The 26,645-nt window shown below is 65.6% G+C and carries 24 protein-coding genes and 1 tRNA gene; 12 read left to right on the top strand and 13 right to left on the bottom strand.

Annotation, left to right across the window (positions count from 1 at the left end; all coding sequences use genetic code 11):
- Positions 1-29: 29 nt before the first annotated feature.
- The 4 genes from CWS35_RS09435 to CWS35_RS09420 are packed head-to-tail and all read right to left on the bottom strand — an operon-like array spanning position 30 to position 4,822.
- Complete coding sequence (locus CWS35_RS09435; protein ID WP_100951739.1) at positions 30-1,259, bottom strand: glycosyltransferase family 4 protein; 1,230 nt, start codon at positions 1,257-1,259, stop codon at positions 30-32.
- On the bottom strand, positions 1,256-2,065 hold the full coding sequence (locus tag CWS35_RS09430) for a polysaccharide deacetylase family protein (protein ID WP_100951738.1): 810 nt from the start codon (positions 2,063-2,065) through the stop codon (positions 1,256-1,258). The genes CWS35_RS09435 and CWS35_RS09430 overlap by 4 nt, the downstream gene beginning before the upstream one ends.
- On the bottom strand, positions 2,058-3,383 hold the full coding sequence (locus CWS35_RS09425; protein ID WP_100951737.1) for an O-antigen ligase: 1,326 nt from the start codon (positions 3,381-3,383) through the stop codon (positions 2,058-2,060). The genes CWS35_RS09430 and CWS35_RS09425 overlap by 8 nt, the downstream gene beginning before the upstream one ends.
- The gene (locus CWS35_RS09420) at positions 3,380-4,822 is read right to left on the bottom strand and encodes a GumC family protein (RefSeq protein WP_080890948.1); all 1,443 of its coding nucleotides are present in this window, start codon (positions 4,820-4,822) and stop codon (positions 3,380-3,382) included. Before CWS35_RS09420 ends, CWS35_RS09425 begins: the two co-directional genes overlap by 4 nt.
- 721 nt (positions 4,823-5,543) lie before the next feature.
- Here CWS35_RS09420 and CWS35_RS09415 point away from each other — a divergent pair.
- Positions 5,544-6,926 carry a lipopolysaccharide biosynthesis protein gene (locus CWS35_RS09415; RefSeq protein WP_063830179.1) on the top strand — a complete coding sequence of 461 codons (1,383 nt, stop codon included), beginning with the start codon at positions 5,544-5,546 and terminating at the stop codon, positions 6,924-6,926.
- On the opposite strand, the gene CWS35_RS09410 is transcribed toward CWS35_RS09415, so the two are convergent.
- The 3 genes from CWS35_RS09410 to CWS35_RS09400 all read right to left on the bottom strand — a co-directional run bounded on the left by CWS35_RS09410 (position 6,849) and on the right by CWS35_RS09400 (position 9,805).
- Positions 6,849-7,847 carry a glycosyltransferase family 2 protein gene (locus CWS35_RS09410; protein ID WP_024578823.1) on the bottom strand — a complete coding sequence of 333 codons (999 nt, stop codon included), beginning with the start codon at positions 7,845-7,847 and terminating at the stop codon, positions 6,849-6,851. The two genes, CWS35_RS09415 and CWS35_RS09410, sit on opposite strands and share 78 nt — an antisense overlap.
- 13 nt (positions 7,848-7,860) lie before the next feature.
- On the bottom strand, positions 7,861-8,934 hold the full coding sequence (locus CWS35_RS09405) for a GNAT family N-acetyltransferase (protein WP_100555137.1): 1,074 nt from the start codon (positions 8,932-8,934) through the stop codon (positions 7,861-7,863).
- 496 nt (positions 8,935-9,430) lie between these two features.
- The gene (locus tag CWS35_RS09400; RefSeq protein WP_100951736.1) at positions 9,431-9,805 is read right to left on the bottom strand and encodes a hypothetical protein; all 375 of its coding nucleotides are present in this window, start codon (positions 9,803-9,805) and stop codon (positions 9,431-9,433) included.
- 274 nt (positions 9,806-10,079) lie between these two features.
- On the opposite strand from CWS35_RS09400, the gene CWS35_RS09390 reads away from it, so the two are divergent.
- Positions 10,080-12,110: a YgiQ family radical SAM protein gene (locus tag CWS35_RS09390; protein ID WP_024578820.1), complete on the top strand. Its 2,031-nt coding sequence runs from the start codon at positions 10,080-10,082 to the stop codon at positions 12,108-12,110.
- An 80-nt stretch (positions 12,111-12,190) separates the two neighbouring features.
- On the opposite strand, the gene CWS35_RS09385 is transcribed toward CWS35_RS09390, so the two are convergent.
- Together CWS35_RS09385 and CWS35_RS09380 are read right to left on the bottom strand one after the other, a co-directional pair.
- Positions 12,191-12,267 (bottom strand) — tRNA-Arg (locus tag CWS35_RS09385).
- Between the two features lie 141 nt (positions 12,268-12,408).
- Entirely contained in the window at positions 12,409-13,887 is a 1,479-nt protein-coding gene (locus CWS35_RS09380; protein ID WP_024578819.1) for a sensor histidine kinase, read from the bottom strand.
- 364 nt (positions 13,888-14,251) lie between these two features.
- Between CWS35_RS09380 and rpmH the strand changes: the two genes are divergently transcribed.
- The 7 genes from rpmH to CWS35_RS09345 all read left to right on the top strand — a co-directional run bounded on the left by rpmH (position 14,252) and on the right by CWS35_RS09345 (position 20,055).
- On the top strand, positions 14,252-14,386 hold the full coding sequence (gene rpmH / locus CWS35_RS09375) for a 50S ribosomal protein L34 (RefSeq protein ID WP_008542748.1): 135 nt from the start codon (positions 14,252-14,254) through the stop codon (positions 14,384-14,386).
- Positions 14,387-14,418: 32 nt separating this feature from the next.
- Positions 14,419-14,844 (top strand): ribonuclease P protein component, encoded by a 426-nt coding sequence (gene rnpA, locus CWS35_RS09370; RefSeq protein WP_100951734.1) that lies wholly within the window; start codon positions 14,419-14,421, stop codon positions 14,842-14,844.
- A gap of 3 nt (positions 14,845-14,847) precedes the next feature.
- Positions 14,848-16,752 (top strand): membrane protein insertase YidC, encoded by a 1,905-nt coding sequence (yidC, locus tag CWS35_RS09365; protein ID WP_100951733.1) that lies wholly within the window; start codon positions 14,848-14,850, stop codon positions 16,750-16,752.
- Between the two features lie 127 nt (positions 16,753-16,879).
- Positions 16,880-17,533, top strand: coding sequence for a ribosome biogenesis GTP-binding protein YihA/YsxC (yihA, locus tag CWS35_RS09360; protein WP_024578816.1), 654 nt, complete (start codon positions 16,880-16,882; stop codon positions 17,531-17,533).
- Entirely contained in the window at positions 17,530-17,901 is a 372-nt protein-coding gene (locus CWS35_RS09355; RefSeq protein ID WP_024578815.1) for a DUF423 domain-containing protein, read from the top strand. The genes yihA and CWS35_RS09355 overlap by 4 nt, the downstream gene beginning before the upstream one ends.
- 214 nt (positions 17,902-18,115) lie before the next feature.
- Complete coding sequence (gene argB / locus CWS35_RS09350) at positions 18,116-19,009, top strand: acetylglutamate kinase (protein WP_021079576.1); 894 nt, start codon at positions 18,116-18,118, stop codon at positions 19,007-19,009.
- Between the two features lie 59 nt (positions 19,010-19,068).
- Entirely contained in the window at positions 19,069-20,055 is a 987-nt protein-coding gene (locus CWS35_RS09345) for a DUF1036 domain-containing protein (protein ID WP_024578814.1), read from the top strand.
- A gap of 23 nt (positions 20,056-20,078) precedes the next feature.
- Here CWS35_RS09345 and CWS35_RS09340 read toward each other — a convergent pair whose 3' ends face one another.
- On the bottom strand, positions 20,079-21,095 hold the full coding sequence (locus tag CWS35_RS09340) for an IS30 family transposase (RefSeq protein ID WP_100951732.1): 1,017 nt from the start codon (positions 21,093-21,095) through the stop codon (positions 20,079-20,081).
- 187 nt (positions 21,096-21,282) lie between these two features.
- Here CWS35_RS09340 and CWS35_RS09335 point away from each other — a divergent pair, with 187 nt between their 5' ends.
- The 3 genes from CWS35_RS09335 to dapE all read left to right on the top strand — a co-directional run bounded on the left by CWS35_RS09335 (position 21,283) and on the right by dapE (position 24,113).
- A complete protein-coding gene (locus CWS35_RS09335) occupies positions 21,283-21,975 on the top strand; it encodes a pyrimidine 5'-nucleotidase (protein ID WP_168226447.1) in 693 nt (230 codons plus the stop codon).
- Between the two features lie 73 nt (positions 21,976-22,048).
- Positions 22,049-22,894, top strand: coding sequence for a 2,3,4,5-tetrahydropyridine-2,6-dicarboxylate N-succinyltransferase (dapD, locus tag CWS35_RS09330; RefSeq protein ID WP_100951730.1), 846 nt, complete (start codon positions 22,049-22,051; stop codon positions 22,892-22,894).
- A 64-nt stretch (positions 22,895-22,958) separates the two neighbouring features.
- On the top strand, positions 22,959-24,113 hold the full coding sequence (dapE, locus tag CWS35_RS09325; RefSeq protein WP_100951729.1) for a succinyl-diaminopimelate desuccinylase: 1,155 nt from the start codon (positions 22,959-22,961) through the stop codon (positions 24,111-24,113).
- Positions 24,114-24,310: 197 nt separating this feature from the next.
- Here the strand turns inward: dapE and truA are convergent, their stop codons facing one another.
- From truA to def, 3 genes are all read right to left on the bottom strand, one after another.
- Positions 24,311-25,048, bottom strand: a complete 738-nt coding sequence (truA, locus tag CWS35_RS09320) for a tRNA pseudouridine(38-40) synthase TruA (protein WP_100951728.1) — start codon at positions 25,046-25,048, stop codon at positions 24,311-24,313.
- Positions 25,048-25,983, bottom strand: a complete 936-nt coding sequence (gene fmt / locus CWS35_RS09315) for a methionyl-tRNA formyltransferase (RefSeq protein WP_100951727.1) — start codon at positions 25,981-25,983, stop codon at positions 25,048-25,050. Before fmt ends, truA begins: the two co-directional genes overlap by 1 nt.
- Before the next feature lie 76 nt (positions 25,984-26,059).
- Positions 26,060-26,587, bottom strand: coding sequence for a peptide deformylase (gene def / locus CWS35_RS09310; protein WP_076864526.1), 528 nt, complete (start codon positions 26,585-26,587; stop codon positions 26,060-26,062).
- Positions 26,588-26,645 lie beyond the last annotated feature (58 nt).

The following is a 26,645-nucleotide window of genomic DNA, read 5'->3' as shown; positions in this document are numbered from 1 at the left end:
TGCTCCGCCGGCTGGTATCAATGTGTACATCAGTGCACCACCGTCTCGTAGAGTGCCGTCATGCGATCGCGGTATTTCTCGGGAGTGAATTCGCGCAACACCCAGTCGCGGCCCGCGGCGCCGAGCCTGTTCCGTGCCGTGCGGGGCAGCTTCGCCATGCTGGCCAGCGCCTCGGCCAGCATGCCGACATTGCCTGGTTCGACCAGGGCGCCGGTCTTGTTGTGAACGATCAGCTCCGGAATGCCGCCGATCCGTGTGCCGATCACCGGGCGGCCGAGCGCGTAAGCCTCGAGCACGCTGATCGGCGCGTTCTCGTACCATTCGGAGGCGAGCACCAGCGCCCGCGATTCTCCGATCACCTGTTTCAGCTCCGGCTTGTCCAGATGACCCGCGAAGACGACCTGGGCGTCGAGCTCGAACGCCAACCGGCGCAAGGCTTCCTCTTCGGGGCCGCTGCCGACCAGCACCAGGCGCTGACGCGCAAGCGCCGTGGCTCGCACCAGCGTGGCGAGCCCCTTCTCCGGCGCAAGCCGTCCCGCGTAGACGAAGTAATTCCCCTCGTGGCACCAGGGCGTGAACTGCTCGGCATCGACGAAATTCGGGATGTATGCGATGCGGCTCGCGTCCCAGCCCCACTGCACCAGCTTGTCGCGGTAGAAGCGGCTCGGCGCGATCAGGCAGTCGAGCGTGTCGCGGTAGAGGCCGAAGCTGCGATGGACCAGGGTCTCGAGGAAGACCAGCCCGCTCACCATGGCGGAGTCCTTGACGCAGCGCCGCAGCAGGACATTGTGGATTCGTCCACCGCGGCAGCGCTCGCAGACTTCGCCCTGGCTCAGCATCTTGTAGGCGGGACAGGCGAGCTTCAAATCATGCGCCGTCATCACCACCGGCACGCCTTCGGCCTTGAGCACATCGAAGATCGAGGGCGAGATGTGATGGTAGACGTTGTGGGCATGCGCCACCGATGGCTGCACACGGCCGACCAGGGCGCGGATCTTGCGGCGCGCCTCCAGCGAGAAGATGATCTTGGCTGCTTGCTTGGCTTTCGTGATCGGTCCGCTGGACCGGCCATATTCGATCTCGGAGACGAAGTAATCGGACCACGGGCTCGGCAGATTGTCGGGATGCTCCATCGCGAACGGCACCACTTCCCAGCCGGCCGACGCGAACAGATCGATCTGGTCCAGGAACACGCTCTCGGCGCCGCCGCGCCGGTAGAAGTAGTTGTTGATGGCCAAAAGCCGCCGTTCGCTCGTCATTGCCCAGCCTCCCGGAATCCCATGCGGTCGAGCGCAGCATCGACGGTCAACACGCAGCAGCCGCGCTCCACCGCATGCGCCACCAGCCGTTCGAACGCCGCGGGACTAGCCCCATAGGGCGTAGGCGTCGGCGAGATGTCGTGAGTGAAGAGGATCAGCCAGCCCGGATCCGCGATCAGCGCGTCGATCCAGCGGGTCAATCCCGCCACCAGCGTCTCGGGCTGGCGGATCTCGATTGCCTTGAGAAAGGTCGGATCGGTCGGCCCGCGGTTGATGGCTTCGCCGCCCGCGCGGCAGGTCCGGTACGAATCGGCCAGCATCGACCGCTTGCCGAGGCTGCCGCTGTTGTAGGGATAGGCGAAATTGCGCCGGCCGCGGCGCGGATCGACCGCATCGAGATAGCGCGCGTTGTCCGCGAGATCAGCGGCGAGGCTCGCGCGATCGAGATGCCTGATGTCGCGATGGCCGTAAGTGTGGCAGCCGATCTCGTGACCGCGCGCGACGAGCTCCCTACAGCCCGCAGCATCGATCAGGGTGCGATCCGGCTCGACTTGGCCCTCGAGGCCACCCGAGATGTAGAACGTGCCGCGCACGCCGCACGCCTCCAGGATTGCCGCACCGACACGGAGCGCGGAGTCCGGTACATCGTCGAACGTGAAGGAGACGATCGGTTCGCGGGTCGGGACCTCGATGAGCTGCCAGGGCGCCGCCCGGAGCAACCTGTTGGTCAGACGACCGGCGAACCGGTCGATCGTGTGCGGCAGGCGCGATGCCGTCTCGGGCAGGAACGATGTGGGGCTACGCATGGGCCGTCTCCCCGACAGGCATCACGGCTTCACCGTCGCGGATCTCATGCGCACTCGCCTGCAAGCGAAGCCCGAAGATCGAAACGATCAACATGAACCAGACCAGACTGCCGGACTGGAAATACAGGCTCTCGACACAGGCCGAGAACACGCCGTACAGCCAGATCCGGGTGAACAGGCGGGTCAGCGCGGGGTCATTGCCGCGCGTCTCCGCGCGCGACACGTCGCGCAGCGGCAGCCAGACGAGCAACACGAGGGTGAGGATGAGACCCGGTATGCCGGTCGTGATCGCGGCATCGAGATAGGCATTGTGCGCGTTGAAGGCAGCGACCGCCCAGCTCGCTCCGCCCCCGGCCTTGTAGACCATCTCGTCGGTCTGCCAGAACAGCTGGAAGCCATATCCGGTGAACGGGCGGTCCGCGACGGCGGCGGCGCCGACCCGCCAGATGTCGATGCGGTTGGTGAAGGTCGGATCGATCCCGAGGCTTGCGACCAGCTCGCGCATCGTCGGCGAGACCGAGCAACCGATCGTGACGACGTTGAAGGCCGCGATCCCCAGGAAGACCATCGGGATGCGGATCGCCCGCCACCGCTCGAATATCCAGGCGATCACCAGAATGCCCGGCAGCGCCGCGGTCGACGACTTGCCGCCGGTATGGGCCAGGAACACGACCGCCAGCAGCGTGATCGCTCCGCCGACGATGCGGCGGCCGGTGCCGTACAAATAGAGCCCGGCGAAGCTGATCAGCACCATCGCCGCGGCCGCGACGTTCTTGTGTGCGAAATGACCGCGCCATAGCCCGGCGTTCATCGGCTCGCGGATCTCGCTCGCCTGGTGGATCGCAAGCTGCGGCCACAGCGCAACGCCGATGTAGGCGAGCGCCAGCGTGCCGAGGCAGCACATCGCCAGCATGCCGGCGAACTGCCGCTCAGAACGCGGCAGCAGCAGGAAGATGCCGGCATTGACGATCGTCAGCGACGCCAGCACGACGCGCTTCAGCGCGATGTCCGGATGCATCGAAATGGCCGAGACCAGCGCGAACCACAGCACCGTCACGATCAGGAAGCTGCGGGGACGCACGACGAGATGACGTGCCGGCGAGCTGAGCGCGGTCAACCACAGGCTTGCGGTCAATCCGAGGAAGACGATCTGATTGATCGTGCTCGACTTGTCGGCGGCGGGATCACCCGCATTGGCTGCCGACAGGTCGATGAACGGCGTCAGCGTGATAAGGTAGAACAGCAGCGTCGCCATGAACAGCGGCGGTCCGAGCACACTGATCGCTCCAGCTTCGCGCATGTCTCCCGACGCCATCATGTCGCCCTGCTCCCGGCGAGACGGAGTGCCGCGAGATAGCCGAGGCCGGCGAGTGCGGCCGCGCACAGCAGCAGTCCCAACGCCGCACCCGCCGCAGCCGCGATGATCGGACGGGGCGGCCAGGTCCGGCGGAACGGCGCGACCGCGGGCGAGATGACCCGCACGTCGGTGGCGTCGATCTGCTGCCGTTCGGCGGCCTCGCCGGAGCGGGTCAGGAAGGTCTGGTAAAGCGCGGTCTTGGCGCTTGCCTCGCGCTCCAGCTCGCGCAGCTTCACCTGGGCCTGATCGTCGACCGACACGTTGCCGCGCAAGGTGCGCGTTTCCTCGTTCAGCGTGTCGAGCGCCACCTTGGCCTGATCGACCTCGAAGCGGGCGGCACGGCGCAGCCGCTCGGTCTCGGACTTGATCGCCTTGTTGAGGGCATCGGCCTCGGCCATCGCGTTCAGCATCGCGGGATGGCGCGGCCCCAGGGTCTGGGTGAGGGTCGCGATCTGCCTGCGCAGCGCCGCCTCGTCGGCGAGCAATCCCGACAGGGTCTGCGACTGCACCGCGCCGGCCTGCACGCCGTAGAGCGACACGGCGCGCGAGACCTCATTGTAGCGGGCCTCCGCCTCGGCGAGGCGTGCCTTGGCATCGGTCAGCTTGCCGTTCATCCGCTCCATGGCGTCGGTGCTCAGCGGCTGCTTGGACGGCCCTTGCTGCAAGCCATGGGCTCGCCGGAATGCTTCGGTGCGGTCGTCGGCCTCGGTCGCCGCGGCCTTGAGCTCGCCGAGCCGCGCTGTCAGCCCCTGCGCCACGCGACCGGCCCGCTCCGCGTCGGCACGAACCACCTCCTCGCGGAACGTCGTGGCGATGGAGTTCGCGAGCTTCGCCGCCATCGCCGGCTCGCTCGCCCAGACCGACAACGTCACGACATAGGATCGCTCCTGTCGCACCACGTTGATCCGCTTGGCGAGCAGGCCGATCAGATCGTTGCGCCGGGCGGCGTCGGAGACGTTGCGATCGAACAGCCAGCTGAGGTCGAACAGACGCATCTTGTCGGCAAATTCGGGATCGTTTGCGAGGCCGAGCTTGTCGATCACGCGGAGCAGGACATTTCCGGACGTGATCGAGCGCATCTTGCTCTCGACATCCAGGATCTGGCTGTCGCTCTGGATATTGGTCGCGTAGAGATCGTTCGGGGTGACTTGCAGATTGGACGGCGAGATCGTGAGATCGGTGATCGCGGTGAACCGGGGCGTCACGAGTTGCGTCGCACCGACGCCGGCAATCGCACCGGCGAGAGCCGCGACCAGGATCCATCGCCAGCCATGAAGCAGCCAACCGGCGACCTGCATCGCGTTGATCGCGACGCCCTGCGCAGACGTGATCCCGCCGGCCATTCGATAGGGAATGGTATCGCTGCGCTGCGGCCTGCTGTTGTCAGTTGCTGTGTACATGTCGGTTGGTTTCAAAGGGGAGGACACCGGCGAGCCTGGAGTCGTCAGGCCCGGTTGCAGCCGCGCGGGCCGCCGCGGAAGTCTCCGGCGGCATTGCACGCATTCCTTGGCATGATCGGATCGACGGCCAAGCCGTTGGGCTTGTTGCTGCGCAAACTCACGGGGATCGGGGCCGAAGGCTGCATGACATCCTCGATTTCATGTCCGCCGGACGATCAACGACCCGGCGCGGCCCACTATCCTCCTCCCGAAAACCCAAACAACTTTAAGTGGCTTTTAGCGTTAGGTGTTAGCGTTAACCTTACTATCGAAAATCCGAATGAGTGCATCTATGGTTATATCTCCATCAGGACTGATGCCTGACGCCGTATTGATGTGAAGCCAAGATCAATCTTGAATTGAATCCGGAATCGACGACGTCGATCGTCCTCATGCGATGCACGCGCGCCCGATCCGGACGACGAACTCGAGATCGATGGCCGAGCGCGACCGGTCGAACGATCTCAATTCGACGCGCACATGAATCTGTGCGCCGCGATCGGCACACCACACGTGACCGCGCAACTGTCGCGCCACTTCGCCGACGATGGCTCATGTCACCGACGCGCATCGCGTCGACGTTAACGTCAATTTCGAACGGCGTTCCGCGCGCGATATCAAGTGCGCGCCGGCCTGATAGAGTGTCGATGGGGATCGACCGCCAACCAGAGGCCGTGGATCATTGCTGCGTTTCAGTGCCATCAGCCGAACGATCTCGACGGCCGCGCCGATGATGGTCAGCTATCTGCTGTCGAGCGGATCGCTGGCTGCGGCGAGCCTCGCCCAGCTCGTGACCTTTGCGATTCTGGCGCGCGCACTCGGGCCGGCCGAGTTCGGCCTGTTCGTGCAGATTTCGGCGGTGACCGCGATCGCGGTTCAGATCTGCGGTCTCGGCGCCTCCGACTGCCTGCTGCGCAGGGTCGCGCGTGAGCCGGCGAGTTATCCCGATCTGCTCGGCCACAATATTCTGCTGATCGGACTTACCGGCGCGGTGCTCGTGCTCGGCGGCATCGCGGCGATGGTGTCGTGGACCAGCATGGGCGCCGGCCCCTCGGTCGCGATCTCGACCATCGCCTTGCTGTTCGTCGGCAATGTCGTGCTGGTCCGGTTGATCCTGCTTGTCGAGACCGTGTTCCTCGGCCTCGGACAGGTCCGCTCGGCAAACCGCTCGGTGGTCGGCTTCGCGATCGCGCGCACCGCCACGGCGGCGCTTGCCTGCATCGTGTTTCACGTCTCGAGCCTGGCGGAATGGGCGGTGTGGCAGTTTTGCGGACACCTGCTCTATGCGCTGCTCGGACTGCTGTGGCTGCTGCCGCTTGGCCGACCACGATTCAGGATCCTGCGCGAGGAGCTGCGCTCGGGCATCCTGTTCAGCTCCCAGTTCGTCGTGCGCGCGATCCGGTCCAACGTCGACCTGTTCGTGATCGGCCTGTTCACGCCGATCGAGACCGTCGGCAGCTACGGCGTGGCCCGGCGCATCATGGACAGCAGCTATCTGTCGATCGACGCCTTCAACCGGCTGATCTATCCGCGCTTCGCGCGCGCCAGCCGCGACGGCCTGCACCTGGCATTGCCCGCGGCGAAACACGCGCTGGCCGCGGCTCTCGGCCTCGGTCTTGCGACGTTCCTGATCCTGTTCGCGCTGGCACCCGAACTGCCGCGGCTGTTCGGCCGCGAGTACCACGACCTCGCATTCTTCGTGCGCTGTCTTTCCGGCACGATCATCCTGATCGGCGCCTGGGCGGTGGCGATGGATTTGCTGGGGGCGTCGGGACGGCAAGGCACACGCGCCTTGATCATGAACAGCACCAACCTGCTCGGCAGCGGCCTCATCGCCGCGGCGACATGGCTTGACGCGCCGATCGGGACCTTCGTCGCGCTCTATGTGATCGAGGGATCGCTCGTGATCACCGCGTGGCTGGCTCTGCTGCGGCTCGCACGCCGCAGCCGTCAGGATGCGGACGAGGCCGGCATCCCCGCCACGGTGTCAGGGATTGTCCCGGACGACGCGGCTGTCGATCCAGGCCGCCGGAGCCTGCCGGCTGTGGAAGAAGCCGAGCGGTAGCGCCGCGGCGTGGAACAGCCACGCGACGACCGCATAGAGCCCGAGCGTCAGGCTGCGCTGGCGCACACTCATCAGGCCGATGACGCCGGCAATCATCGCCGCATCGATCGCAAGCCCCAATCCAGGCGGCGAAGTCAGGAACGGCAGCACGACCATCGCGGCCAGCCACAGATAGACCGCGCCCCACAGCTTCAGCTCGGGCAGTTCCTGAACCAGTTGCTTCCACTGCGGCTTGCCGAACGCGGCGCGCAGCAGCTCGCCGATGCCGCGCAGATAGCCCGACTTCCAGCGCCGGACGAGCAGCGCATAGGCGTTGACCGCATGCCCGAAATGCCGGACGAAGCTGCGGTCGAGGCGGTGCAGCGTCCAGCCGCGCGCCCGCAGCCGGACGCCGAGATCGAACTCCTCGTAGCCGTGCAGATTGCGGTCCGACAGATAGCCGACCTGCTCGATCGCCGCGCGCCGGTAGAGACCGCCGCCATTCATGCGGTCGATTTCCCCGATCCGGTTCTCCGGCGAGACCCTGCGGCCGCGCCGGACATATTCGAGACTGGTGTCGTTCATCTCGACGACGTGTCCGGTGACGCCCGCTGCGCCCGGATTGTTCGCGAGCCAGGCGAGTGCGTCGGGCAGGAAGCCGGGATCCAGCAGCATGTCGCCGTCCATCAGACAGATGAACGGCTCGCGGCTGTACTGGAAGCCGAGTTGCGGGCCGATGCCGCAGCTCGGTGCGATCGCAGGCTCGAGCTGCACGATTCGGACGGGATATTTGGCCGCGATGGCGAGCGTCTGGTCGCGCGAACCGCCGTCGGCCACGATGGCCTCGCCGCCGATACCCTCCAGCGCAGCCAGCACGCTCTCGAGCGCAGGCCCGATCCGTGCCTCCTCGTTGAGCGCCTTGAGAATGACCGACACTGCCATCGCGTGATCCGCCTCAGCCAAAATCGCACATCAGCCGGCTCCAGTCCTCGCCGGCGAGGCCGCCGAGATAGATGTCGCCACGCGCAACGGCGTCACTCACCTCGGCAATCCGCGTCACCGCAACGGCAAACGCCCGGTGCCGGAAGACGAGCCAGCGCTGCAATGCGAGCCCCGCCATCAGCGCGGGCTGCGCACGGCCGCGCGCTTCGACGTGGCCGGTGCTTTCGAGATGGCGGAACATCGCGTCCAGCACGGTGATCTCCTGGCCCTGGAGCGCCAGGATGTTGAGGACATGCGCGGTTCGCCCCGGCGCCGCATAGTAGACGAAGGCGCCGATCACGGCGCCGGCGCGGTCCTCGATCGAGCGGATGGTGAAGGCGCCGAGCTTGGTGTTGCGCGCCGCGAGCGCGACCAGCCAGCCAAGCTCCTCCTCCGACCACAGCGGCCGGACCGCATGATGGGCGATCAGCCGCGGCGCATGCGCGAGAAACGCGGGGACGGACATCTCCACCACGTTGGTGCCGTCGGCCTGCACGGCGGCGTCGCCACCGCGCATCCGGCTCAGCAACGCATCGATGGGACGAACCAGCGTGGCGAAGCCCGGATCGTTTCGGCGCAAGAACCGCAGCGAAAAGCGTCCGGCGAGCGCGCCCAAGGGGCGAAAGCTGCGCGACCATTCGAGGTTCTGCACCGGAATGGGCTTGCCGCCGATCGCCAGCAAATGATTGGCACTGGTCGGCGAGGCGCTGTCGCAGAAGGAGAAGTCGGCGCGTTTCGGCCGCAGCGCAAGGATAAGCTGCGCCGCGCCGGCAGCCTCCTTGTTGGCGTCGGTCATGAAGACGCCGAGCAACCGTCCGGGCACGACATCGCCGCAAGCGACGAACTGCATGGGAACGGTGAGCAGCGCGCTGCGGATCCGCCCGTCCTGCTGTTGATAGACATGCGTGCCGGCAGGCGCACTGTAGCACGGAGAGCCAAGGGTGAGCGCGCGCAGGTACTCCTCGAGATCCGGGCTCGCCTCCTTGTCGACATTCCTGAATACCTTGAGGAAGAGGCGCGCAACCGCCGGCACATCGGCATCCGCCATCGGGCGGACAGCGCCCTTGCGCGGAGGCTGCGCATCAATCTGCGTTTGCGGCCCGCGTTGCAACATCTAGCGCACGGAAATTGGCGGACGCGCCTGCGCGTCACGCGGATGGCTAGCCTGGCAAGCAGTATGCGACGTTGAGTTCAGCATGGTCAGCCACTTGATCTCTGTCCAATCGCCACGGCGTCGCGAGACGCCAATATCAATGATTTTCATGTATCGACGAGCTTGTCCCCTCATGTCGCACCGCGCGCTACGCCGGGGCCGCCGTCGCAGTCACGTCAAGCCAATCGAGAGTCTCAAGTCCGATGCGCGCCTGGACGCCCGTCGTTGCGGCAACCCTCCAACTTCACGCGCGAGCCGTCAAGAAATTCAACTTATGGAGGTTAATGCGCGCGCCCGGCGCCGCTCGGCAACAGCTGGATGACAGCGTGAATCGCTGCGCGTTGCTCGCACGCCGCGGCGGACCGTGGCCATTCGCGCGCGCTGTCACATGCTACTTTGAACCAACAGTTCCGGTTGCCTTCAGCCGCGCCGACCGCACCCAACCCGAGACGTCATTGCCGGTCCGTGGATTGACGTACATCACCGACGACCAGCCATCATTGGTTTGCGCATAGGCAACGAGCTCGTCATTCGGAATGACGAACACGCCGCTGACCGGACAGTGCAGGTTCGGCGCCGAATAGAATTGCAGCCGTCCGGTGCCCGTCACCACATTGGCGAGCGGCGGCGACAGCATCGGGGCGCGCGTAGTGCCCGTCTGCGGTTCCTTGCAGCTCGACGGCGTCTGCGCGTGCACGGTCGCACCGAGCACACCAAGGATCAGCCCGCTAACGACGATGCAGGCAAGCACGGACCTGTCCGACATTCTCACTCTCCCGGCCGCACTGATGGCGATCACCGGGTGTTTGTCGTCGGACATGGCGAGCAGGTTCTCCTGCTGCGACAGGGCCTGCATGCTCGAGCGCCTCTTCGAAGGAATGGCGCGCCAGTTATCTCTTATGTCACTGAGATATTGGTGTGATTTGCCGGCCACCCGCTTTGGCCAAATCCGGAACTCGCAGCAATTGCAACCCGCGATCAAGCCCGGCCGCATGCTGATTGGTTGAATTCGCGGCGCCACAGTCCTATGCGTGGTGTCCATGAGCACCCTTGCCAACACTGCAATGTCCCTGACGTCGTGGCCACGCCATCAGGCACGCCCCGACAGGCCGGCGCCGTTCCTGCCGATGAACCGCGCCGAGATGACGGCGCTCGGCTGGGACCAATGCGATATCGTGCTGGTGACGGGCGATGCCTATGTCGACCATCCGAGCTTCGGCATGGCGATCATCGGCCGATTGCTGGAAGCGCAGGGCTTCAGGGTCGGCATCATCGCGCAGCCCGACTGGCATTCGGCCGAGCCGTTCAAGGCGCTGGGCAAGCCGCGCGTGTTCTTCGGCGTCACCGGCGGCAACATGGATTCGATGGTCAACCGCTACACCGCGGACCGTCGGCTGCGCCACGACGACGCCTACACGCCGGACGGCGAAGGCGGCCGCCGGCCGGACCGTTGCACCATCGTCTATGCGCAGCGCTGCCGTGAAGCGTTCAAGGACGTGCCGATCGTGCTCGGCGGCATCGAGGCGTCGCTGCGCCGCATCGCGCATTACGACTATTGGTCCGACAAGGTGCGCCGCTCGGTGCTGGCGGACGCCAAGGCAGACCTGCTGCTCTACGGCAACGCCGAACGTGCCGTCGTCGAGGTGGCGCACCGGCTCGCCAACGGCGAAGCGCCGCGCGATCTCGACTCGATCAGGGGCGTCGCGCTGTTCCGCCGCGTGCCCGAGGATTACGCCGAGCTGCATGCCGACGATCTCGACTCCGCCGACGAGGGCGCCGCGCGCCAGCCCGGCAACGTCGTGATCCGCCTGCCGGGCTGCGAGCAGGTCGAGCAGGACCGCGAGGCCTATGCCCGTGCCTCGCGCGTGCTGCACCGGGAGAGCAATCCCGGCAATGCGCGGCCGCTGGTGCAGCGTCACGGTGACCGCGACCTCTGGCTCAATCCGCCGCCGATCCCGCTGTCGACCGCCGAGATGGACTCGGTCTACGACCTGCCCTACGCGCGCGCGCCGCATCCCTCCTACAAGGACGCCAAGATTCCGGCCTGGGAGATGATCCGCTTCTCGGTGACGATCATGCGCGGCTGCTTCGGCGGCTGCACCTTCTGCTCGATCACCGAGCACGAGGGCCGCATCATCCAGAACCGCTCGGAGGGCTCGATCCTGCGCGAGATCGAGCGCATCCGCGACAAGACGCCGGGCTTCACCGGCGTGATCTCCGACATCGGCGGGCCGACCGCCAACATGTACCGGATGGCCTGCAAGGATCCGAAGGTCGAGGCGGCATGCCGGCGGCCGTCCTGCGTCTTCCCCGAGATCTGCCCGAACCTCAACACGTCGCATGACGACCTGATCCGGCTCTATCGCAAGGTACGCGAGGTGAAGGGCGTCAAGCGGGTGATGGTGGCGTCCGGCGTGCGCTACGACCTCGCGGTCGAAAGCCCCGCATACATCAAGGAGCTCGTCACCCACCACGTCGGCGGCTACCTGAAGATCGCACCCGAACACACCGAGCGCGGCCCGCTCGACAAGATGATGAAGCCGGGCATCGGCGCCTATAATCGCTTCAAGAAAATGTTCGATGCCGCGGCCGAGCAGGCTGGCAAGAAATATTACCTGATCCCGTATTTCATCGCCGCGCATCCGGGCACGACCGACGAGGACATGATGAACCTCGCGCTGTGGCTCAAGAAGAACCGCTACCGCGCCGACCAGGTCCAGACCTTCCTGCCCTCGCCGATGGCGACCGCCACCGCGATGTACCACACCGGCGTCAACCCGCTGCGCGGCGTACGCCGCGGCGGCAGCGACAAGGTCGAGGCGATCAAGGGCTTGCGGCAGCGCCGGTTGCACAAGGCGTTCCTGCGCTATCACGACCCGGACAACTGGCCGGTGCTGCGCGAGGCACTCATCCAGATGGGACGCCGCGACCTGATCGGCTCGCGCCCCGACCAACTCGTGCCGGCCCACCAGCCGCCCGGCACCGGCAAGGCCGCCGGCACACGACGGCCGCTGCGCCCCGGCGACAAGGCGCAGCGCTTCACGACTAAAGGCCTGCGGATGGGCAAATAGGCCGGCCAAACGGGCGGCCCGAATTCAGGTTTGGCCATGCTTGGCCGAAATCTGATGTGATTTTCAGATTGGCGCCGGAATGGCGCGCCCGGAACGATTCGAACGTCCGACCCTCAGATTCGTAGTCTGATGCTCTATCCAGCTGAGCTACGGGCGCATTTTCGCGGCAGGGCCTAAAGCCCGCGTGGCTCCGAGAGGCTCGGAGCGTCACGAAAGAGCGCTCTAGCTACAGGCTCTCGGTCCGGTTGGCAAGGTCTGGAAGCAGCCAATTTCGGCCCCGGTGGAACACCGGGACACCTCAGGCCCGGGCCCGCTCGCTGCGGATCGACAGCAATTCGACCGGGCGATCCGGGATCGAGATCCGGAACGTGGCGCCGATGGTGCCCTCGACCAGGTGGATATGGCCGCCATGGGCACGGATCAGCTCGGCGGCGATCGCCAAGCCGAGCCCGCTGCCGCCGGGGCGGCCGGAGGTCTGGAACGCCTCGAACAAATGCTCGCGCGCCTTGGCCGGCACACCCGGGCCGGTGTCGGAGACCTCGATGATCGCGACCGTCCCCTCGCGGCGGCCGGTGATGCGGATCTGCTGGGCACCGCCATCGCTGTCCTGCCGGGTCTCCAGCGCCTGGGTCGCATTGCGCACCAGGTTGAGCAGCACGCGGAACAGCTGGTCCGGATCGGCGTCGATGGTGAGGCCGCGCTCGATCGCGCTGATCCAGGTGATCGAGACGTCGGTCGCAAGCCCGGCGGATTCCCGCACCTCGGCGACCGCGGGCTCCACCATGATCACGCGGCGATCGGGCGCCGCCTCCTGCGCGCGGCCATAGGACAAGGTCGACTGGCAGAACGCGATGGCGCGCTCCAGCGAGCGCAGCAATTTCGGCGCAAAGCGCTGCACCCGCGGGTCGGGCACGCTGGCCAGCTGGTCCGACAGCAATTGCGAGGACGCCAGCAGATTGCGCAGATCGTGGTTGATCTTGGAGACGGCGAGCCCGAGCGCGGCCAGCCGGCTCTTCTGATGCAGCATCGAAACCAGATCGCGCTGCATGTCCGACAATTCGCGCTCGGCCACGCCGATCTCGTCGCCACGCTGGCTGGGTACGATGATTCGCGCCGAGCTCTCCGGATTCTCGTGGAAGCCGATCAGGCTCGCGGTCAGCCGCCGCATCGGACGGACGAACAGGTAATGCAGCGCCAGATAGACCAGGCCGGCGGTCAGGCCGGCGATCAGGAGGGCGACCACCAGCACGTTGCGGGAGAAGCGGTACATCGCCTGTCGCAACGGCTTTTCGTCGATCACGACCTCGATGAACTGCGCCTGGCCCGGCGCCGCCCCGACCACGCGGATGGTCTGGTCGCCATGCTCCAGCATGATCTCGAAGGCATCGACGATCGCCGACCACACCGTCATGGTGCGCATGTCGACGTCATGATCGATCGCAGCCGGCAGGTCGGCGCTGGCGAGCAGACGACGCTGCTGTCCCAGCTTGATGGCGACCGCACGGGCGCCGATGCTGGTCAGGATCTGCCGCGCCAGCGAATCCGGCACCATTCCGGAGGGGGCGGCATCCAGCACCAGCGCCGCGGTATTGGCGGCGGCCAGGCGGTCATTGAGCCGATTCATCCGGAAGTTGGCGATCGCCGGCACGTAGATCAGGAGCCCGGCGATCATGACCAGGGGAATCGTCAGCAGCAACAGCTTGCCCGACAGCCCGAGCCGAAGGGTCGGCTTGGGCCGCTGCTGCTGCGCGGTCGCCTGATCGTCAATTAGAGCCACAAGATAAGGCCTTGTTTGGCTTAGGGGTCGGAAGATGCGGCCCGGCCCCCAAACCGGTCAAATTACGGATCGCTAATGTCGGCGGTTCCCCGAACGCCCCCAAAGCGCCCCTCACCGTCAAAAACCCCGCGAAATCAGTTGTATTCGCCCCAATTGCGACGTTTCAAAGAAGACGCTTTGCGACGCCCTGTGACATTGACGAAAACAGGGCGCTCCCTTATAAGCCGCGCCAACTGTCCGCGATGGCTCGGTCCTTGACCGGGGGCGGCTCTTTGGGGCCGTGAACGGCTCGTTTGGGCCCGCCAGCATCACCGGACTCCATCTCAATACAACGGCAAATTGCCCGGTCAGCGGAGAATTACCCGTGAAGCGGACTTATCAACCCAGCAAACTGGTGCGCAAGCGCCGTCACGGCTTCCGCGCCCGTCTCGCCACGGCCGGCGGCCGCAAGGTTCTCGCCGCGCGTCGTGCGCGTGGCCGCAAGCGCCTGAGCGCCTGAGCCCGGACGTCTCCTCTCCGGAGATACCCATTATGGATCGGCTGAGGCAGCGGGCGGATTTCCTCGCCGTTGCCAATGGCGCACGGGCGAATACCGCAGCCTTTGTGCTACAGGGCCGTGGGCGCGACGATCAGGGCCCGATCCGCGTCGGCTATACCGTCACCAATAAGAATGGCACCGCGACCGAGCGCAACCGCATCCGCCGCCGGCTTCGCGAAGTGATGAAACAGGTCGAGGCCGTATCCATGCGGCCGCACCATGATTATGTGCTAGTCGGCCGCCGTGACGCGCTGACCCGCGACTTTGCGACCATGATTGACGACCTGCGGTCGGCGCTGCGCCGCCTCGACCGGCCTGCGCCCAAGACGGGCACCAACAAGACGGGTACCAACAAGACACGTACCGACAAGACGGGTAACAAGAGCGCGCCCCATCCGAATGGAATGACGAGACCTTAAGAGATGTCCGACAACCGCAATACGATCCTTGCCGTCATTCTGTCCGGCCTCGTCCTGATCGCCTGGCAATATTTCTACAACGTGCCGCAGATGGAGAAGCAGCGCGAGGCGCAGAAGCAGGCTGAGCTGCTGAAGCCGTCGCCGCAGGCAACGCCGGGCGCCACGCCTGGCGCAGTTCCTGGCGCCGCTCCGGGAAGCTCGGCGACTCCCTCTCCGATCCCGGGAGCGCCTGCTGCCGACGCTCCGGTGGCAAGCCGTGAAGCCGTGCTCGAGGCCGGCCCGCGCATCAAGATCGAGACCCCGCGCGTGATCGGCAGCATCGCGCTGAAGGGCGCCCGGATCGACGACATCTCTTTGGTCCAGTTCCGCGAGACGGTCGATCCCAAATCTCCGGCCGTCGTGCTGCTGTCGCCGTCGGGCACCGCCGAGCCTTATTATGCCGAGTTCCTCTGGCTGACCGCCAACGGCTCGTCGGTGAAGACCCCGAACGCCGACACCGTCTGGCAGCAGGAAGGCTCGAACAGCCTGTCGCCGAGCAGCCCGGTGGTCCTGAAATACGACAACGGCCAGGGGCTGACCTTCACCCGCACCATCTCGATCGACGATCGCTACCTGTTCAGCATCAAGGACGAGGTCAACAATCTCGGCAGTGCGCCGGTGACGCTGTATCCGTTCGCCCTGATCTCGCGCGGCGGCAAGCCGCCGGTCTCGGGCTACGCGATCCTGCATGAAGGTCCGATCGGCTATCTCGGCGAACAGGGCTTGCAGGAATACAGCTACAAGAACCTCGACGAGGCCAAGACCCCGACCGGCGGCAATTCGCGCGGCATCGTGTTCTCGAAGGTCACCGACGGCTGGCTCGGCATCACCGACAAATACTGGGCCACAGCGCTGCTGCCGGAAACCAACGCGACGCTGGACAGCGCCCGCTTCACCACCGGCGACAAGCGTTACCAGGCCGACTACATGCTCGGCGCGCAGACCATTCCGATCGGCGGCACCGGCGTCGCCAATGCGCGGCTGTTCGCCGGCGCGAAGGAAGCCGCGACCGTCGGCCTCAACTTCCCGCTGGTCGGCTTCGGCGGCTACAACAAGCAGCTCGGCCTCAACCATTTCGATCTCCTGATCGACTGGGGCCATTTCTACTTCATCACCAAGCCGATGTTCCTGGCGCTCGACTGGTTCTATCGCCTGGTCGGCAATTTCGGCATCGCGATCCTGTTGGTGACCGTGATCGTCAAGCTGCTGTTCTTCCCGCTCGCCAACAAGTCCTACGCCTCGATGGCGAAGATGAAGTCGGTGCAGCCGCAGCTTGCCGCGCTGAAGGAACGCTATCCTGACGACCGCGTGAAGCAGCAGCAGGAGATGATGGAGATCTACAAGAAGGAGAAGATCAACCCGATCGCCGGTTGTCTTCCCGTCGCCTTGCAGATCCCGGTGTTCTTCTCGCTCTACAAGGTGCTGTTCATCACCATCGAAATGCGGCACGCGCCGTTCTTCGGCTGGATCAAGGACCTCTCCGCGCCGGACCCGACCAACCTGTTCACGCTGTTCGGGCTGATCCCGTTCGATCCGATCGCGCTGCTCGGACCGCATTTCGGCGCCTACCTGGTGATGGGCATCTGGCCGATCATCATGGGCATCACGATGTGGGTGCAGATGAAGCTCAACCCGGCGCCGCCGGACCCGACCCAGAAGATGATCTTCGACTGGATGCCGCTGATCTTCACCTTCATGCTGGCGGGCTTCCCGGCGGGTCTCGTGATCTACTGGGCCTGGAACAACACGCTGTCGGTGCTTCAGCAGAGCTTCATCATGCGCAAGAATGGCGTGAAGGTGGAGTTGTTCGACAATCTGAAGTCGACGTTTCAAAAAAAAAGCGTGACTGAGACAAAGAAGGCAACCTAGCTTTCGGCAGCCTCGCCCTATCAATGCTTGATGCCCGGCCTTGTGCCGGGCATCAACGTATTGGAGGGTAGCAGGACATTGACCTGACGGTCGGATCTGTCCCGGCCAAGACGAACTGGACTCTTCGATGACCACCGAACCCGATGCGGAGCTGATCGAGCAGGGCCGAAAACTGTTCGCCGGCGACTGGCGCTTCATCTGGGCCTCGCCCTCGATCGAGACGCTGCCGCCGATGGCCGGCCTCGAGGTCGCCTTTGCTGGCCGCTCCAATGTCGGCAAGTCGAGCCTGATCAACGCGCTGACCGGCCGCAGTGCGCTCGCACGCACTTCGCATACGCCGGGCCGCACCCAGGAACTGATCTTCTTCGAGGGGCCGGAGAACGCGGGCTTCCGCCTGGTCGACATGCCGGGCTACGGCTACGCCTCGGCGCCGAAGACCAAGGTGGCGTCGTGGACGGCGCTGATCCACAAATTCCTGCTCGGGCGCGCGACGCTGGCGCGGGTCTATGTGCTGATCGACGCCCGTCACGGCATCAAGGACGTCGATCTCGACGTGCTGAAGACGCTGGACAAATCCGCGGTCAGCTATCAGGTGGTGCTGACCAAGGCCGACCAGGTCAAGCCCGGTGAACTCAAGACCGTCACCGCCGACACCATTGCCAAGCTCGCAAAGCATCCCGCTGCGTTCCCCGAAGTGCTGGTGACTTCGTCGCGTACTGGCGATGGCATGCCGGAGCTGCGCGCCGCCATGGTGCGCCTGATCGAGGAGCGGCGCCGATGACCGGGATATTCCGTCCCCTGATCGGCCTGGCCGCCCTCATGGGCGCCTGCGGCGTGATGCTGGCGGCGGCCGCGGCCCATCTGCCGGACGCCACGCGGCTGGCGGCAGCATCCTCGATGCTGCTGTTCCATGCATCCGCCGCTATCGCGACCGTTGCGGTCGCCGACCGTGCGATCATCCATGCCAGACTCGGCGTTACGGCGGCGGGCGGCTTCGTCATCGCCGCGTCATTGTTCGCCGGCGACCTCGCACTGCGCCAATATGCCGGCCATGGCCTGTTTCCGATGGCCGCACCGACCGGCGGAACGCTGCTGATCCTGAGCTGGCTGGTGCTGGCGGTCGCGGCAATCTGGCCGAAGGGTTCATAACGGCCATTCTTCCTTCTCCCCTTGTGGGAGAAGGTGGCGTGGACACGGTCCACGCCGGATGAGGGGTTTCTATCTGCGGAGACAGACCCCTCGCCCCGCTTCGCTGCGCGAAGCGACCCTCTCCCACAAGGGGAGAGGGTCAAGACGCTTTGCGCCCTGCCCGGCAATCAGATAGAACCGCGCCCGTCCCTCCGCTGACGATGAGACCAGCCCCATGACCGACCAGCACATCAGCCCGCTCGATCAGGCCCGCATCCTGTCCGAGGCGCTGCCGCACATGCAGGAATATGACGAGGAAACCATCGTCATCAAATATGGCGGCCATGCCATGGGCGCCGAGGACACCGCCAAGGCATTCGCGCGCGACATCGTGCTGCTCGAGCAGACCGCGATCAATCCGGTGGTGGTGCATGGCGGCGGCCCGCAGATCGCGACCATGCTGAAGCGCCTCGGCATCCAGTCCGAATTCGCCGCCGGCCTGCGCATCACCGACGCAGCAACCATCGAAATCGTCGAGATGGTGCTGGCGGGCTCGGTCAACAAGCAGATCGTCGGCTACATCAACGAGGCCGGCGGCCGCGCCGTGGGCCTCTCCGGCAAGGACGGCAACATGGTGAAGGCGTCGAAGACGACGCGCACCATGGTCGATCCGGATTCCCACATCGAGAAGGCGGTCGATCTCGGCTTCGTCGGCGATCCCGAAAAGGTCGACCTCACGCTGCTCAACCAGCTGATCGGCTATGAGCTGATTCCGGTGCTGGCGCCGCTCGCGACCTCGAAGGACGGCCAGACCCTCAACATCAACGCCGACACCTTCGCCGGCGCAATCGCGGGCGCGCTAAAAGCCAAGCGCCTGCTGCTGCTGACCGACGTGCCCGGCGTGCTCGACAAGTCCAAGAAGCTGATTCCGGACCTGTCGATCAAGGAGGCACGCAAGCTGATCGCCGACGGCACGATTTCCGGCGGCATGATCCCGAAGGTCGAGACCTGCATCTACGCGCTCGAACAGGGCGTGCAGGGCGTCGTCATCATCGACGGCAAGACGCAGCACGCGGTGCTGCTCGAGCTCTTCACCAACCAGGGCACCGGCACGCTGATCCATAAGTAATGGCAGGCGCGGGACACACGGCGAGGCGCCCTCGCCGGTCACCGGCGGCGCGGCTCGCAATGTCGCTGCCGGCCGCGCTGGTGTCGTTCCTGTTCTCGTCGGCGCCGGCCCATGCCGACCTCAAGCTCTGCAACCGCATGAGCTACGTGATCGAGGCCGCGATCGGCATCGACGACAAGGCCGCGACTGCGACCCGCGGCTGGTTCCGGATCGATCCGGCAACCTGCCGCGTGGTGGTGCAGGGCGCACTGACCGCCGACCGCGTGCTGCTCAACGCGCGTGCGCTCGGCGTCTATGGTGCCTCGCCGATCCCGCAGAACGGCACCGACACGCTGTGCGTCGCGCAGGACAATTTCGTGATCGCCGCCGCGCGCCAGTGTCGCTCCGGCCAGACGCCGGCGCAGTTCACCCAGATCACGCCGACCCAGACCGATGACGGCAACCTCGTCGCCTATCTCGCCGAAGACAGCGAATATGACGACGAGCAGGCCCGGCTCGCCGCGATCCAGCGCCTGCTGGTGATCGCGGGCTATGACGCCGCGCCGATCGACGGCGTCGACGGGCCGAAGACACAGGCTGCGCTCGCCGCCTTCCTCAAGAGCCGGGGGCTCGCCAGCGACATCGTGCAGTCGCCGAATTTCTTCGCCACCATGATCGATGCCGTGCAAAAGCCGTCGCCATCGGGACTGACCTGGTGCAACGACACGCCTCACAGGGTGATGGCGGCGGTCGCGACCGACGACGGCAAGGTGGTGACCAGCCGCGGCTGGTATCGCATCGACCCCGGCACGTGCCTGCACCCCGACGTCACCGGCACGCCGAAGCAGATCTATTCCTTCGCCGAAGCGGTCGACAGCGACAACCGCGCCATCCGCATCAAGGATAAGCCGCTGAACTGGGGCGGCGCGGTGCAGCTCTGCACCCGGGACAGCAAGTTCGAGGTCAACGAGCAGGGCGATTGCGCCACCCGCGGCCTCACCGCGCTCGGCTTCACCACCGTCGACATGACCAGCGGCGGCAAGACGCTGCGCTTCGCGATGCCGTGATGAAGATAACGGCGCCACATACATCACCGTCGTCCTCGCGAAAGCCAGGAGGTGGATTCACACTCGAAGTGCAACACTTGAGCAGCAAAGACCTCTGTCGGGGTCTTGAAGTCAAGGCATTTGCGCGGGGTGTTGTTGTAGGCGGCGATGGACTTGCGAAGGCGGCGGGTCGGCAGCTTCTCAAGGTCGGTGTTGCGTGGGATGAAGCGGCGCATGCGGCCGATGGCGTTCTCGATGCCACCTTTCTGCCAGGGGGCGTGGGGATCGCAGAAGAACGTCTTGATCAAGAGGCTTTGCAAGGAAAGGTGAGCTGCGAACTCGGTGCCGTTGTCGAAGGTGACGGTCCGGCGGATCGGTTGTGGCAGGACCTCGAACAGGCGCACGAGATGGTGGGCGACGCCGGAGGCGAGCTTGCTTGCGAGGGGGACGCCGAGCAACAGGCGGGAGGTGCGCTCATGCACGGCCAAGATCTGCTGACCGTATTTGGAGAACATCATGAGGTCGGCCTCCCAATGGCCCGGGGTCTTGCGATCGGCGACCTCGATGGGACGCTGATCCAGCGAAACACGGCCTTCGATGAAGCTTGCGGGACTGCCGCCCCGCTTGCCGCGACGACCGCGCTTGCTCTTGCCGCGCGGCAAATAGCGTCGCCAGCTGAAGTCCGAGGTGCGGGTGAGCTGGGCATAGATGAAGCGGTAGATGCTCTCATAGGAGATCACCCTGCGGCCGTGCTCACGCGCCAGCCGGCCGGCGACCTGCTCGGGCGACCAGCCCCGACCAAGACGTTCCAACACCGCGCGGCGCAGGCCGGGCTCTCGTTCGAGGCGAGAGCCCGTCCAGCGCCGCGCTCGCATCTGTTGCTGGGCATAGCTGGGCTTGTAACCGACCTGAACGCCAGAATTGCGGTTCAGCTCCCGAGAGATCGTTGATGGCGGGCGATCCAAAGCTGCCGCGATTTGCCGGATCGAGCTACCACCGGCCGAAAGCCTGGCAATCTCGCATCGCTCCTCCAGGCAGAGCTGCTTGTAAGTCCGCCCCATGGCAACACCTCCAGATGGAAGTGTTGCACTTCGTTTGTGAACTCAGGGGACCCATAACCACAAGACTGCGTTTGGCGAAGAACGACGGGCATCGTGCCTTATTGATGGATTCCGCGGTGTGGGTCCTGGCTTTCGCCAGGACGACGCCGGAGAGCATGGCGACGTTCGCGCTGAACGTTGGAGGGACATAATGAAAACTCCGCGCAACTTCTCCGACGTCGAGACCTGGGTGTTCGATCTCGACAACACGCTGTACCCGCACCACGTCAATCTGTGGCAGCAGGTCGACGCGCGGATCGGCGAATTCGTCAGCAACTGGCTGAACATCTCGCCCGAGGAGGCACGGCGGCTACAGAAGGACTATTACCTGCGCTACGGCACCACGATGCGCGGCATGATGACCGAGCATGGCGTGCAGGCGGACGACTATCTCGCCTATGTGCACAAGATCGACCACTCGCCGCTCGAGCCGAATCCGGCGATGGGAGCCGCGATCGAAAAGCTGCCCGGGCGCAAATTGATTCTGACCAACGGCTCGGTCGACCATGTCGATGCGGTGCTGGGCCGGCTCGGCATCGGCAACCATTTCGACGGCGTGTTCGACATCATCGCCGCCGATCTCGAACCGAAGCCGGCGCCGCAGACCTACCAGAAATTCCTCAGGCTGCACGACGTCGACCCGACGAAAGCCGCGATGTTCGAGGACCTCGCGCGCAACCTGGTGGTGCCACATGAACTCGGCATGACCACCGTGCTGGTGGTGCCCGACGGCAGCCGGGAGGTGGTACGCGAGACCTGGGAGCTCGAAGGCCGCGACGCTGCTCATGTCGATCATGTCACCGACGACCTCACCGGGTTCTTGCAGCGGTTGAAGCCCTGATCTCTCCCACGTCATCCCGGCGCAGGCCGGGACCATTACCCCGAAGCTCACGATAGGCCCAAGGATCGCTGCGATGTCGCTGTCCGCCCTCGAAACCACCGTCAACGCCGCGTTCGATGCCCGCGAAGCCATCTCGACCGCGACCAGCGGCGAGGTTCGCGAGGCGGTCGACCACGCGCTGGAGCTGCTCGACAGGGGCGCGGCGCGCGTCGCCGAGCGCGAGGCCGGCGGCAAGTGGAAGGTCAACCAGTGGCTGAAGAAGGCCGTGCTGCTCTCGTTCCGCCTCAACGACATGGGCCAGATCGCCGGCGGTCCGGGCAAGGCCTCGTGGTGGGACAAGGTGCCCTCGAAGTTCGAGGGCTGGGACGAGGAGCGTTTCCGCGACGCCGGCTTCCGCGCCGTGCCGGGCGCGATCGTGCGCCGCTCGGCCTTCATCGCCAGCAACGTCGTGCTGATGCCGTCCTTCGTCAATCTCGGCGCCTATGTCGATGAAGCGACCATGATCGACACCTGGTCGACGGTCGGCTCCTGCGCCCAGATCGGCAAGCGCGTGCACATTTCCGGCGGCGTCGGCATCGGCGGCGTGCTCGAGCCGCTACAGGCCGAGCCCGTGATCGTCGAGGACGACTGCTTCATCGGCGCGCGCTCTGAAGTCGCCGAGGGCGTGATCGTGCGCAAAGGCGCGGTGCTGTCGATGGGCGTGTTCCTGGGCGCCTCCACCAAGATCGTCGATCGCGAGACCGGCGAGATCTTCGTCGGCGAAGTCCCGGAATATGCCGTCGTGGTGCCCGGCATGCTGCCGGCCAGGCCGCTGAAGAACGGCCAGCCGGGACCCGCCACCGCCTGCGCGGTGATCGTCAAGCGCGTCGACCAGCGCACCCGCGCCAAGACCAGCATCAACGAGCTGCTGCGGGACTGATCGGCGGCTGCGACACAGCGAACAAGGCTGGCCCATCCGCGCCGTGACGTGTTAAGCGGAACGCATGAGTGATGCTGTCTCGATTACCCGCGATCTGGTTCGCTGCCCGTCCGTCACCCCGGCCGATGCCGGCGCGCTTGGCGTTCTCGAAAATTTATTGAAAACCGCAGGCTTCGAGGTCCATCGCGTGACCTTCTCCGAGCCCGGCACCGCCGATGTCGACAATCTCTACGCCCGCATCGGCAACTCGGCGCCGCATATCACTTTTGCCGGGCATACCGACGTGGTGCCGCCCGGCGATGAAGCGGCGTGGACGCTCGGCGCGTTCTCCGGCGAGGTCAAGGACGGCTATCTCTACGGCCGCGGCGCCGTCGACATGAAGGGTGGCATCGCCTGTAGCGTCGCCGCGGTGCTGCAATATCTCAGCGAGCACGACGGTCAACCAAAGGGCTCGATCTCCTTCCTGATCACCGGCGACGAGGAGGACGTCTCGATCAACGGCACCGTCAAGCTGCTGAAATGGTGCGCCGAGCGCGGCGAGAAATTCGACCATTGCGTGCTCGGCGAGCCGTCGAATGTCGAGGTGCTCGGCGACATGATCAAGATCGGCCGGCGCGGCTCGCAATCCGGTACGCTGGTCGTCGACGGCGTGCAGGGCCACGTCGCCTATCCGCACCGCGCCTCGAACCCGGTGCCTGACATCTCCAGGCTGATCGTGGCGCTGAGCGACGAGCCGCTCGATCACGGCAGCGCGCAATTCCAGGCCAGCAACCTCGAATTCACCACCGTCGATGTCGGCAACACCGCGGGCAACGTGATCCCCGGCCAGGCGCGGGCCAAATTCAACATCCGCTTCAACGACAATCATACGCAGGAGAGCCTGCGGCAGCTGGTCGACGAACGGCTGGCGAAAGCCTGCGGCAACCGCATCCGCGCCCACATCGACTGGATACCGTCGAACTCGAACGTGTTCGTCACCAAGCCCGGCCCGTTCACCGACCTCGCGGTCGCCGCGATCGAGCAGATCACCGGCCGCAAGCCGGAGCTCTCCACCTCGGGCGGCACCTCGGATGCGCGCTTCATCTCGAGCTACTGCCCGGTGATCGAGTTCGGCCTGGTCGGCCAGACCATGCATCAGATCGACGAGCGCACGCCGGTCGCCGATCTGGAGCAGCTGACCAGGATCTATCGCGGCGTGCTGGAGCGGTATTTCGCGTGATCCAGCCGGCTGGCTGGACAAAAAGTCGAAAACAACCCCATGCACAGTAGGGATTGGGGCTGCGAGTATTCTACCCGCACCAGATACAGTAGTCTGTAGGATGGGTAGAGCGCAGCGAAACCCATCAATGTGCATCGCGGGTCCGAAGTGATGGGTTTCGCTGCGCTCTACCCATCCTACGCAATCACTCTTACCGCCTAATAATCCACCCGCATCAGATAGAGCCCGTCGGGCGGGGCGACCGGGCCGCAGGCGGCGCGGTTGCGGGCGGCGAGCGCGGCGGCGAGATCGTCGGCGCGCCAGCGGCCCTCGCCAACCCAGACCAGCGACCCGACCATCGAACGCACCTGGCTGTGCAGGAATGAGCGCGCCGACGTCACGATATTCACCGCATCGCCGTCGCGGGTGACGTCGAGCTGATCGAGCGTCTTCTCCGGCGATTTGGCCTGGCACTCGGTGTCGCGGAAGGTGGTGAAATCGTGCTTGCCGAGCAGGCGCTGCGCGGCGTCATGCATCGCATCAGCATCGAGCGCGCGCGGGACGCGCCAGACCCGGCCGACATCGAGCGCGAGGTTCGCGCGGGTGTTGGTGATGCGATAGAGATAATGCCGCTTGATCGCCGAGAACCGCGCCTCGAAATCGTCAGGCACGATATCGGCCGCGAGCACGGCGATCGGATCGGGCCGCAAATGCGCGTTCAGCCCGTCGCGAAAACGGCCCGGCGGGAAGTGCTTGACGATGTCGCAATGCGCGACCTGGCCGCGCGCATGCACGCCGGCGTCGGTGCGCCCCGCGCCATGCACACGCACGTCCTCGCCGCAGATCGCCTTGACCGCCGTCTCCAGTGCGCCCTGCACGGTCGGCGCGGTGTCCTGGATCTGCCAGCCGGAGAACGGCGTGCCGTCATATTCGATGGTGAGCTTGTAGCGCGGCATCAGGTCAGCCGCGCCGGCGGCTTCAGCGGCGTGCCGCGCAGGAAGTCCGCCGCCTTCATCGGCCCCTTGCCGGCGCGTTGCAGCTCGAGAATCCGCACCGCGCCGTCGCCGCAGGCGATCGCAAGATCGTCGTCGAGCACGTCACCGGGCTGGCCCGAACCTTTCGCCAGCTCGCAGCGCAGGATCTTCAGCCGCACCGGCTCGCCCTCGCCGGCGAGCTCGCACCAGGCGCCGGGGAATGGCGACAGCCCGTGGATGTGTCGCAGCACCGCGTGCGCCGGCCGCGTCCAGTCGATCCGCGCCTCGGCCTTCTCGATCTTGGCCGCGTAGGTGACGCCATCCTCGCTCTGCCCGGTCAGCTGCAAGCCGCCACGCTGCAACGCGCCCATCGCCCTCACCATCAGATCGGCGCCGAGCGGCGCCAGCGCGTCGTGCAGGTCGGATGCCGTCATGCTGTCGGTGATCGGCAGCCGCTCGGCCATCGCGACATCGCCGGTGTCGAGGCCGACATCCATCTTCATCACCATCACGCCGCTCTCGGCATCGCCGGCCATGATGGCGCGGTTGATCGGCGCGGCGCCGCGCCAGCGCGGCAACAGCGAGGCGTGCAGGTTGAAGCAGCCGAGCTTCGGCGCATCGAGAATGGCCTGCGGCAGGATCATGCCATAGGCCACGACGACGGCGGCATCGGCGTCGTGGGCGCGAAACGCTTCAAGCGCCTCCGCGGTCCTGAGCGTCTTCGGCGTCAGCACGGGAATTCCGAGCCGCCGCGCCTCCTGCTCGACCGGCGTCGGCTGCAATTGCAGGCCGCGCCGCCCGCCGGGCTTCGGCGCGCGGGTGTAGACCGCCACGACCTCATGGCCATGGGCGACCAGTTCCAGCAGCGTCGGCACCGCGAAATCAGGCGTGCCCATGAAGATCAGGCGAAGAGGCATGCGGTCAAGCTCGGAAGGAGTTGGAGGTCTCCGTCATGGCCGGGCTTGTCCCGGGCATGACGGCGAATGAGCGTTGCTACTCAGCCGCGCGCTTGGCGGCCTTCTCGAACTTCTTGAACACGCGGTCGCGCTTCAGCTTCGACAGATAGTCCACGAACAGCACGCCGTTGAGATGGTCGATCTCGTGCTGGATGCAGGTGGCGTAGAGCCCCTCGGCATCTTCCTCATGCAGCTTGCCGTCGAGGTCGGTGAAGCGCAGCCGCACCCGCGCCGGGCGCTCGACCTCCTCGTAATATTCGGGGATCGACAGGCAGCCCTCTTCGTAGACCGACAGCTCTTCCGAATGCGAGATGATCTCCGGGTTGATGAACACCCGCGGCTGCGGCGTGGTCTCGCCGTTCTCGTCGCGCTTGGCGAGGTCCATGGTGATCAGCCGCAGCGGCTGCGCGACCTGGATCGCCGCCAGCCCGATGCCGGGCGCGTCATACATGGTCTCGAGCATGTCGTCGGCGAGCTTGCGGATCTCCGGCGTCACCTTCTCGATCGGTTTCGACACCAGCCGCAACTGCTTGTCCGGCAGGATGATGATTTCTCTTAAAGCCATGGCGGCGATTTAAGCCGGTGACCTCATGGGGTCAATGCGCCCCGGAACCCATTCAGAC

This window comes from Bradyrhizobium sp. SK17, from assembly GCF_002831585.1.
GTDB lineage: Bacteria > Pseudomonadota > Alphaproteobacteria > Rhizobiales > Xanthobacteraceae > Bradyrhizobium.
Note: the sequence above shows the minus strand (reverse complement) of the source record. Positions and strands in the feature narration are given on the sequence as shown.

What these genes read in the sequence shown, in the direction of transcription:
- CWS35_RS09430 (WP_100951738.1), bottom strand. Translation starts at nt 2,065, where the DNA reads ATGCGTAGCCCCACATCGTTCCTGCCCGAGACGGCATCGCGCCTGCCG.
- CWS35_RS09420 (WP_080890948.1), bottom strand. Translation starts at nt 4,822, where the DNA reads ATGTACACAGCAACTGACAACAGCAGGCCGCAGCGCAGCGATACCATT.
- def (WP_076864526.1), bottom strand. Translation starts at nt 26,587, where the DNA reads ATGGCTTTAAGAGAAATCATCATCCTGCCGGACAAGCAGTTGCGGCTG.
- dapE (WP_100951729.1), top strand. Translation starts at nt 22,959, where the DNA reads ATGAGTGATGCTGTCTCGATTACCCGCGATCTGGTTCGCTGCCCGTCC.
- yidC (WP_100951733.1), top strand. Translation starts at nt 14,848, where the DNA reads ATGTCCGACAACCGCAATACGATCCTTGCCGTCATTCTGTCCGGCCTC.
- CWS35_RS09390 (WP_024578820.1), top strand. Translation starts at nt 10,080, where the DNA reads ATGAGCACCCTTGCCAACACTGCAATGTCCCTGACGTCGTGGCCACGC.
- rnpA (WP_100951734.1), top strand. Translation starts at nt 14,419, where the DNA reads ATGGATCGGCTGAGGCAGCGGGCGGATTTCCTCGCCGTTGCCAATGGC.
- CWS35_RS09355 (WP_024578815.1), top strand. Translation starts at nt 17,530, where the DNA reads ATGACCGGGATATTCCGTCCCCTGATCGGCCTGGCCGCCCTCATGGGC.
- truA (WP_100951728.1), bottom strand. Translation starts at nt 25,048, where the DNA reads ATGCCGCGCTACAAGCTCACCATCGAATATGACGGCACGCCGTTCTCC.
- dapD (WP_100951730.1), top strand. Translation starts at nt 22,049, where the DNA reads ATGTCGCTGTCCGCCCTCGAAACCACCGTCAACGCCGCGTTCGATGCC.
- CWS35_RS09410 (WP_024578823.1), bottom strand. Translation starts at nt 7,847, where the DNA reads ATGGCAGTGTCGGTCATTCTCAAGGCGCTCAACGAGGAGGCACGGATC.
- CWS35_RS09345 (WP_024578814.1), top strand. Translation starts at nt 19,069, where the DNA reads ATGTCGCTGCCGGCCGCGCTGGTGTCGTTCCTGTTCTCGTCGGCGCCG.
- fmt (WP_100951727.1), bottom strand. Translation starts at nt 25,983, where the DNA reads ATGCCTCTTCGCCTGATCTTCATGGGCACGCCTGATTTCGCGGTGCCG.
- CWS35_RS09400 (WP_100951736.1), bottom strand. Translation starts at nt 9,805, where the DNA reads ATGTCGGACAGGTCCGTGCTTGCCTGCATCGTCGTTAGCGGGCTGATC.
- CWS35_RS09425 (WP_100951737.1), bottom strand. Translation starts at nt 3,383, where the DNA reads ATGATGGCGTCGGGAGACATGCGCGAAGCTGGAGCGATCAGTGTGCTC.
- CWS35_RS09435 (WP_100951739.1), bottom strand. Translation starts at nt 1,259, where the DNA reads ATGACGAGCGAACGGCGGCTTTTGGCCATCAACAACTACTTCTACCGG.
- CWS35_RS09340 (WP_100951732.1), bottom strand. Translation starts at nt 21,095, where the DNA reads ATGGGGCGGACTTACAAGCAGCTCTGCCTGGAGGAGCGATGCGAGATT.
- yihA (WP_024578816.1), top strand. Translation starts at nt 16,880, where the DNA reads ATGACCACCGAACCCGATGCGGAGCTGATCGAGCAGGGCCGAAAACTG.
- CWS35_RS09405 (WP_100555137.1), bottom strand. Translation starts at nt 8,934, where the DNA reads ATGGCGGATGCCGATGTGCCGGCGGTTGCGCGCCTCTTCCTCAAGGTA.
- argB (WP_021079576.1), top strand. Translation starts at nt 18,116, where the DNA reads ATGACCGACCAGCACATCAGCCCGCTCGATCAGGCCCGCATCCTGTCC.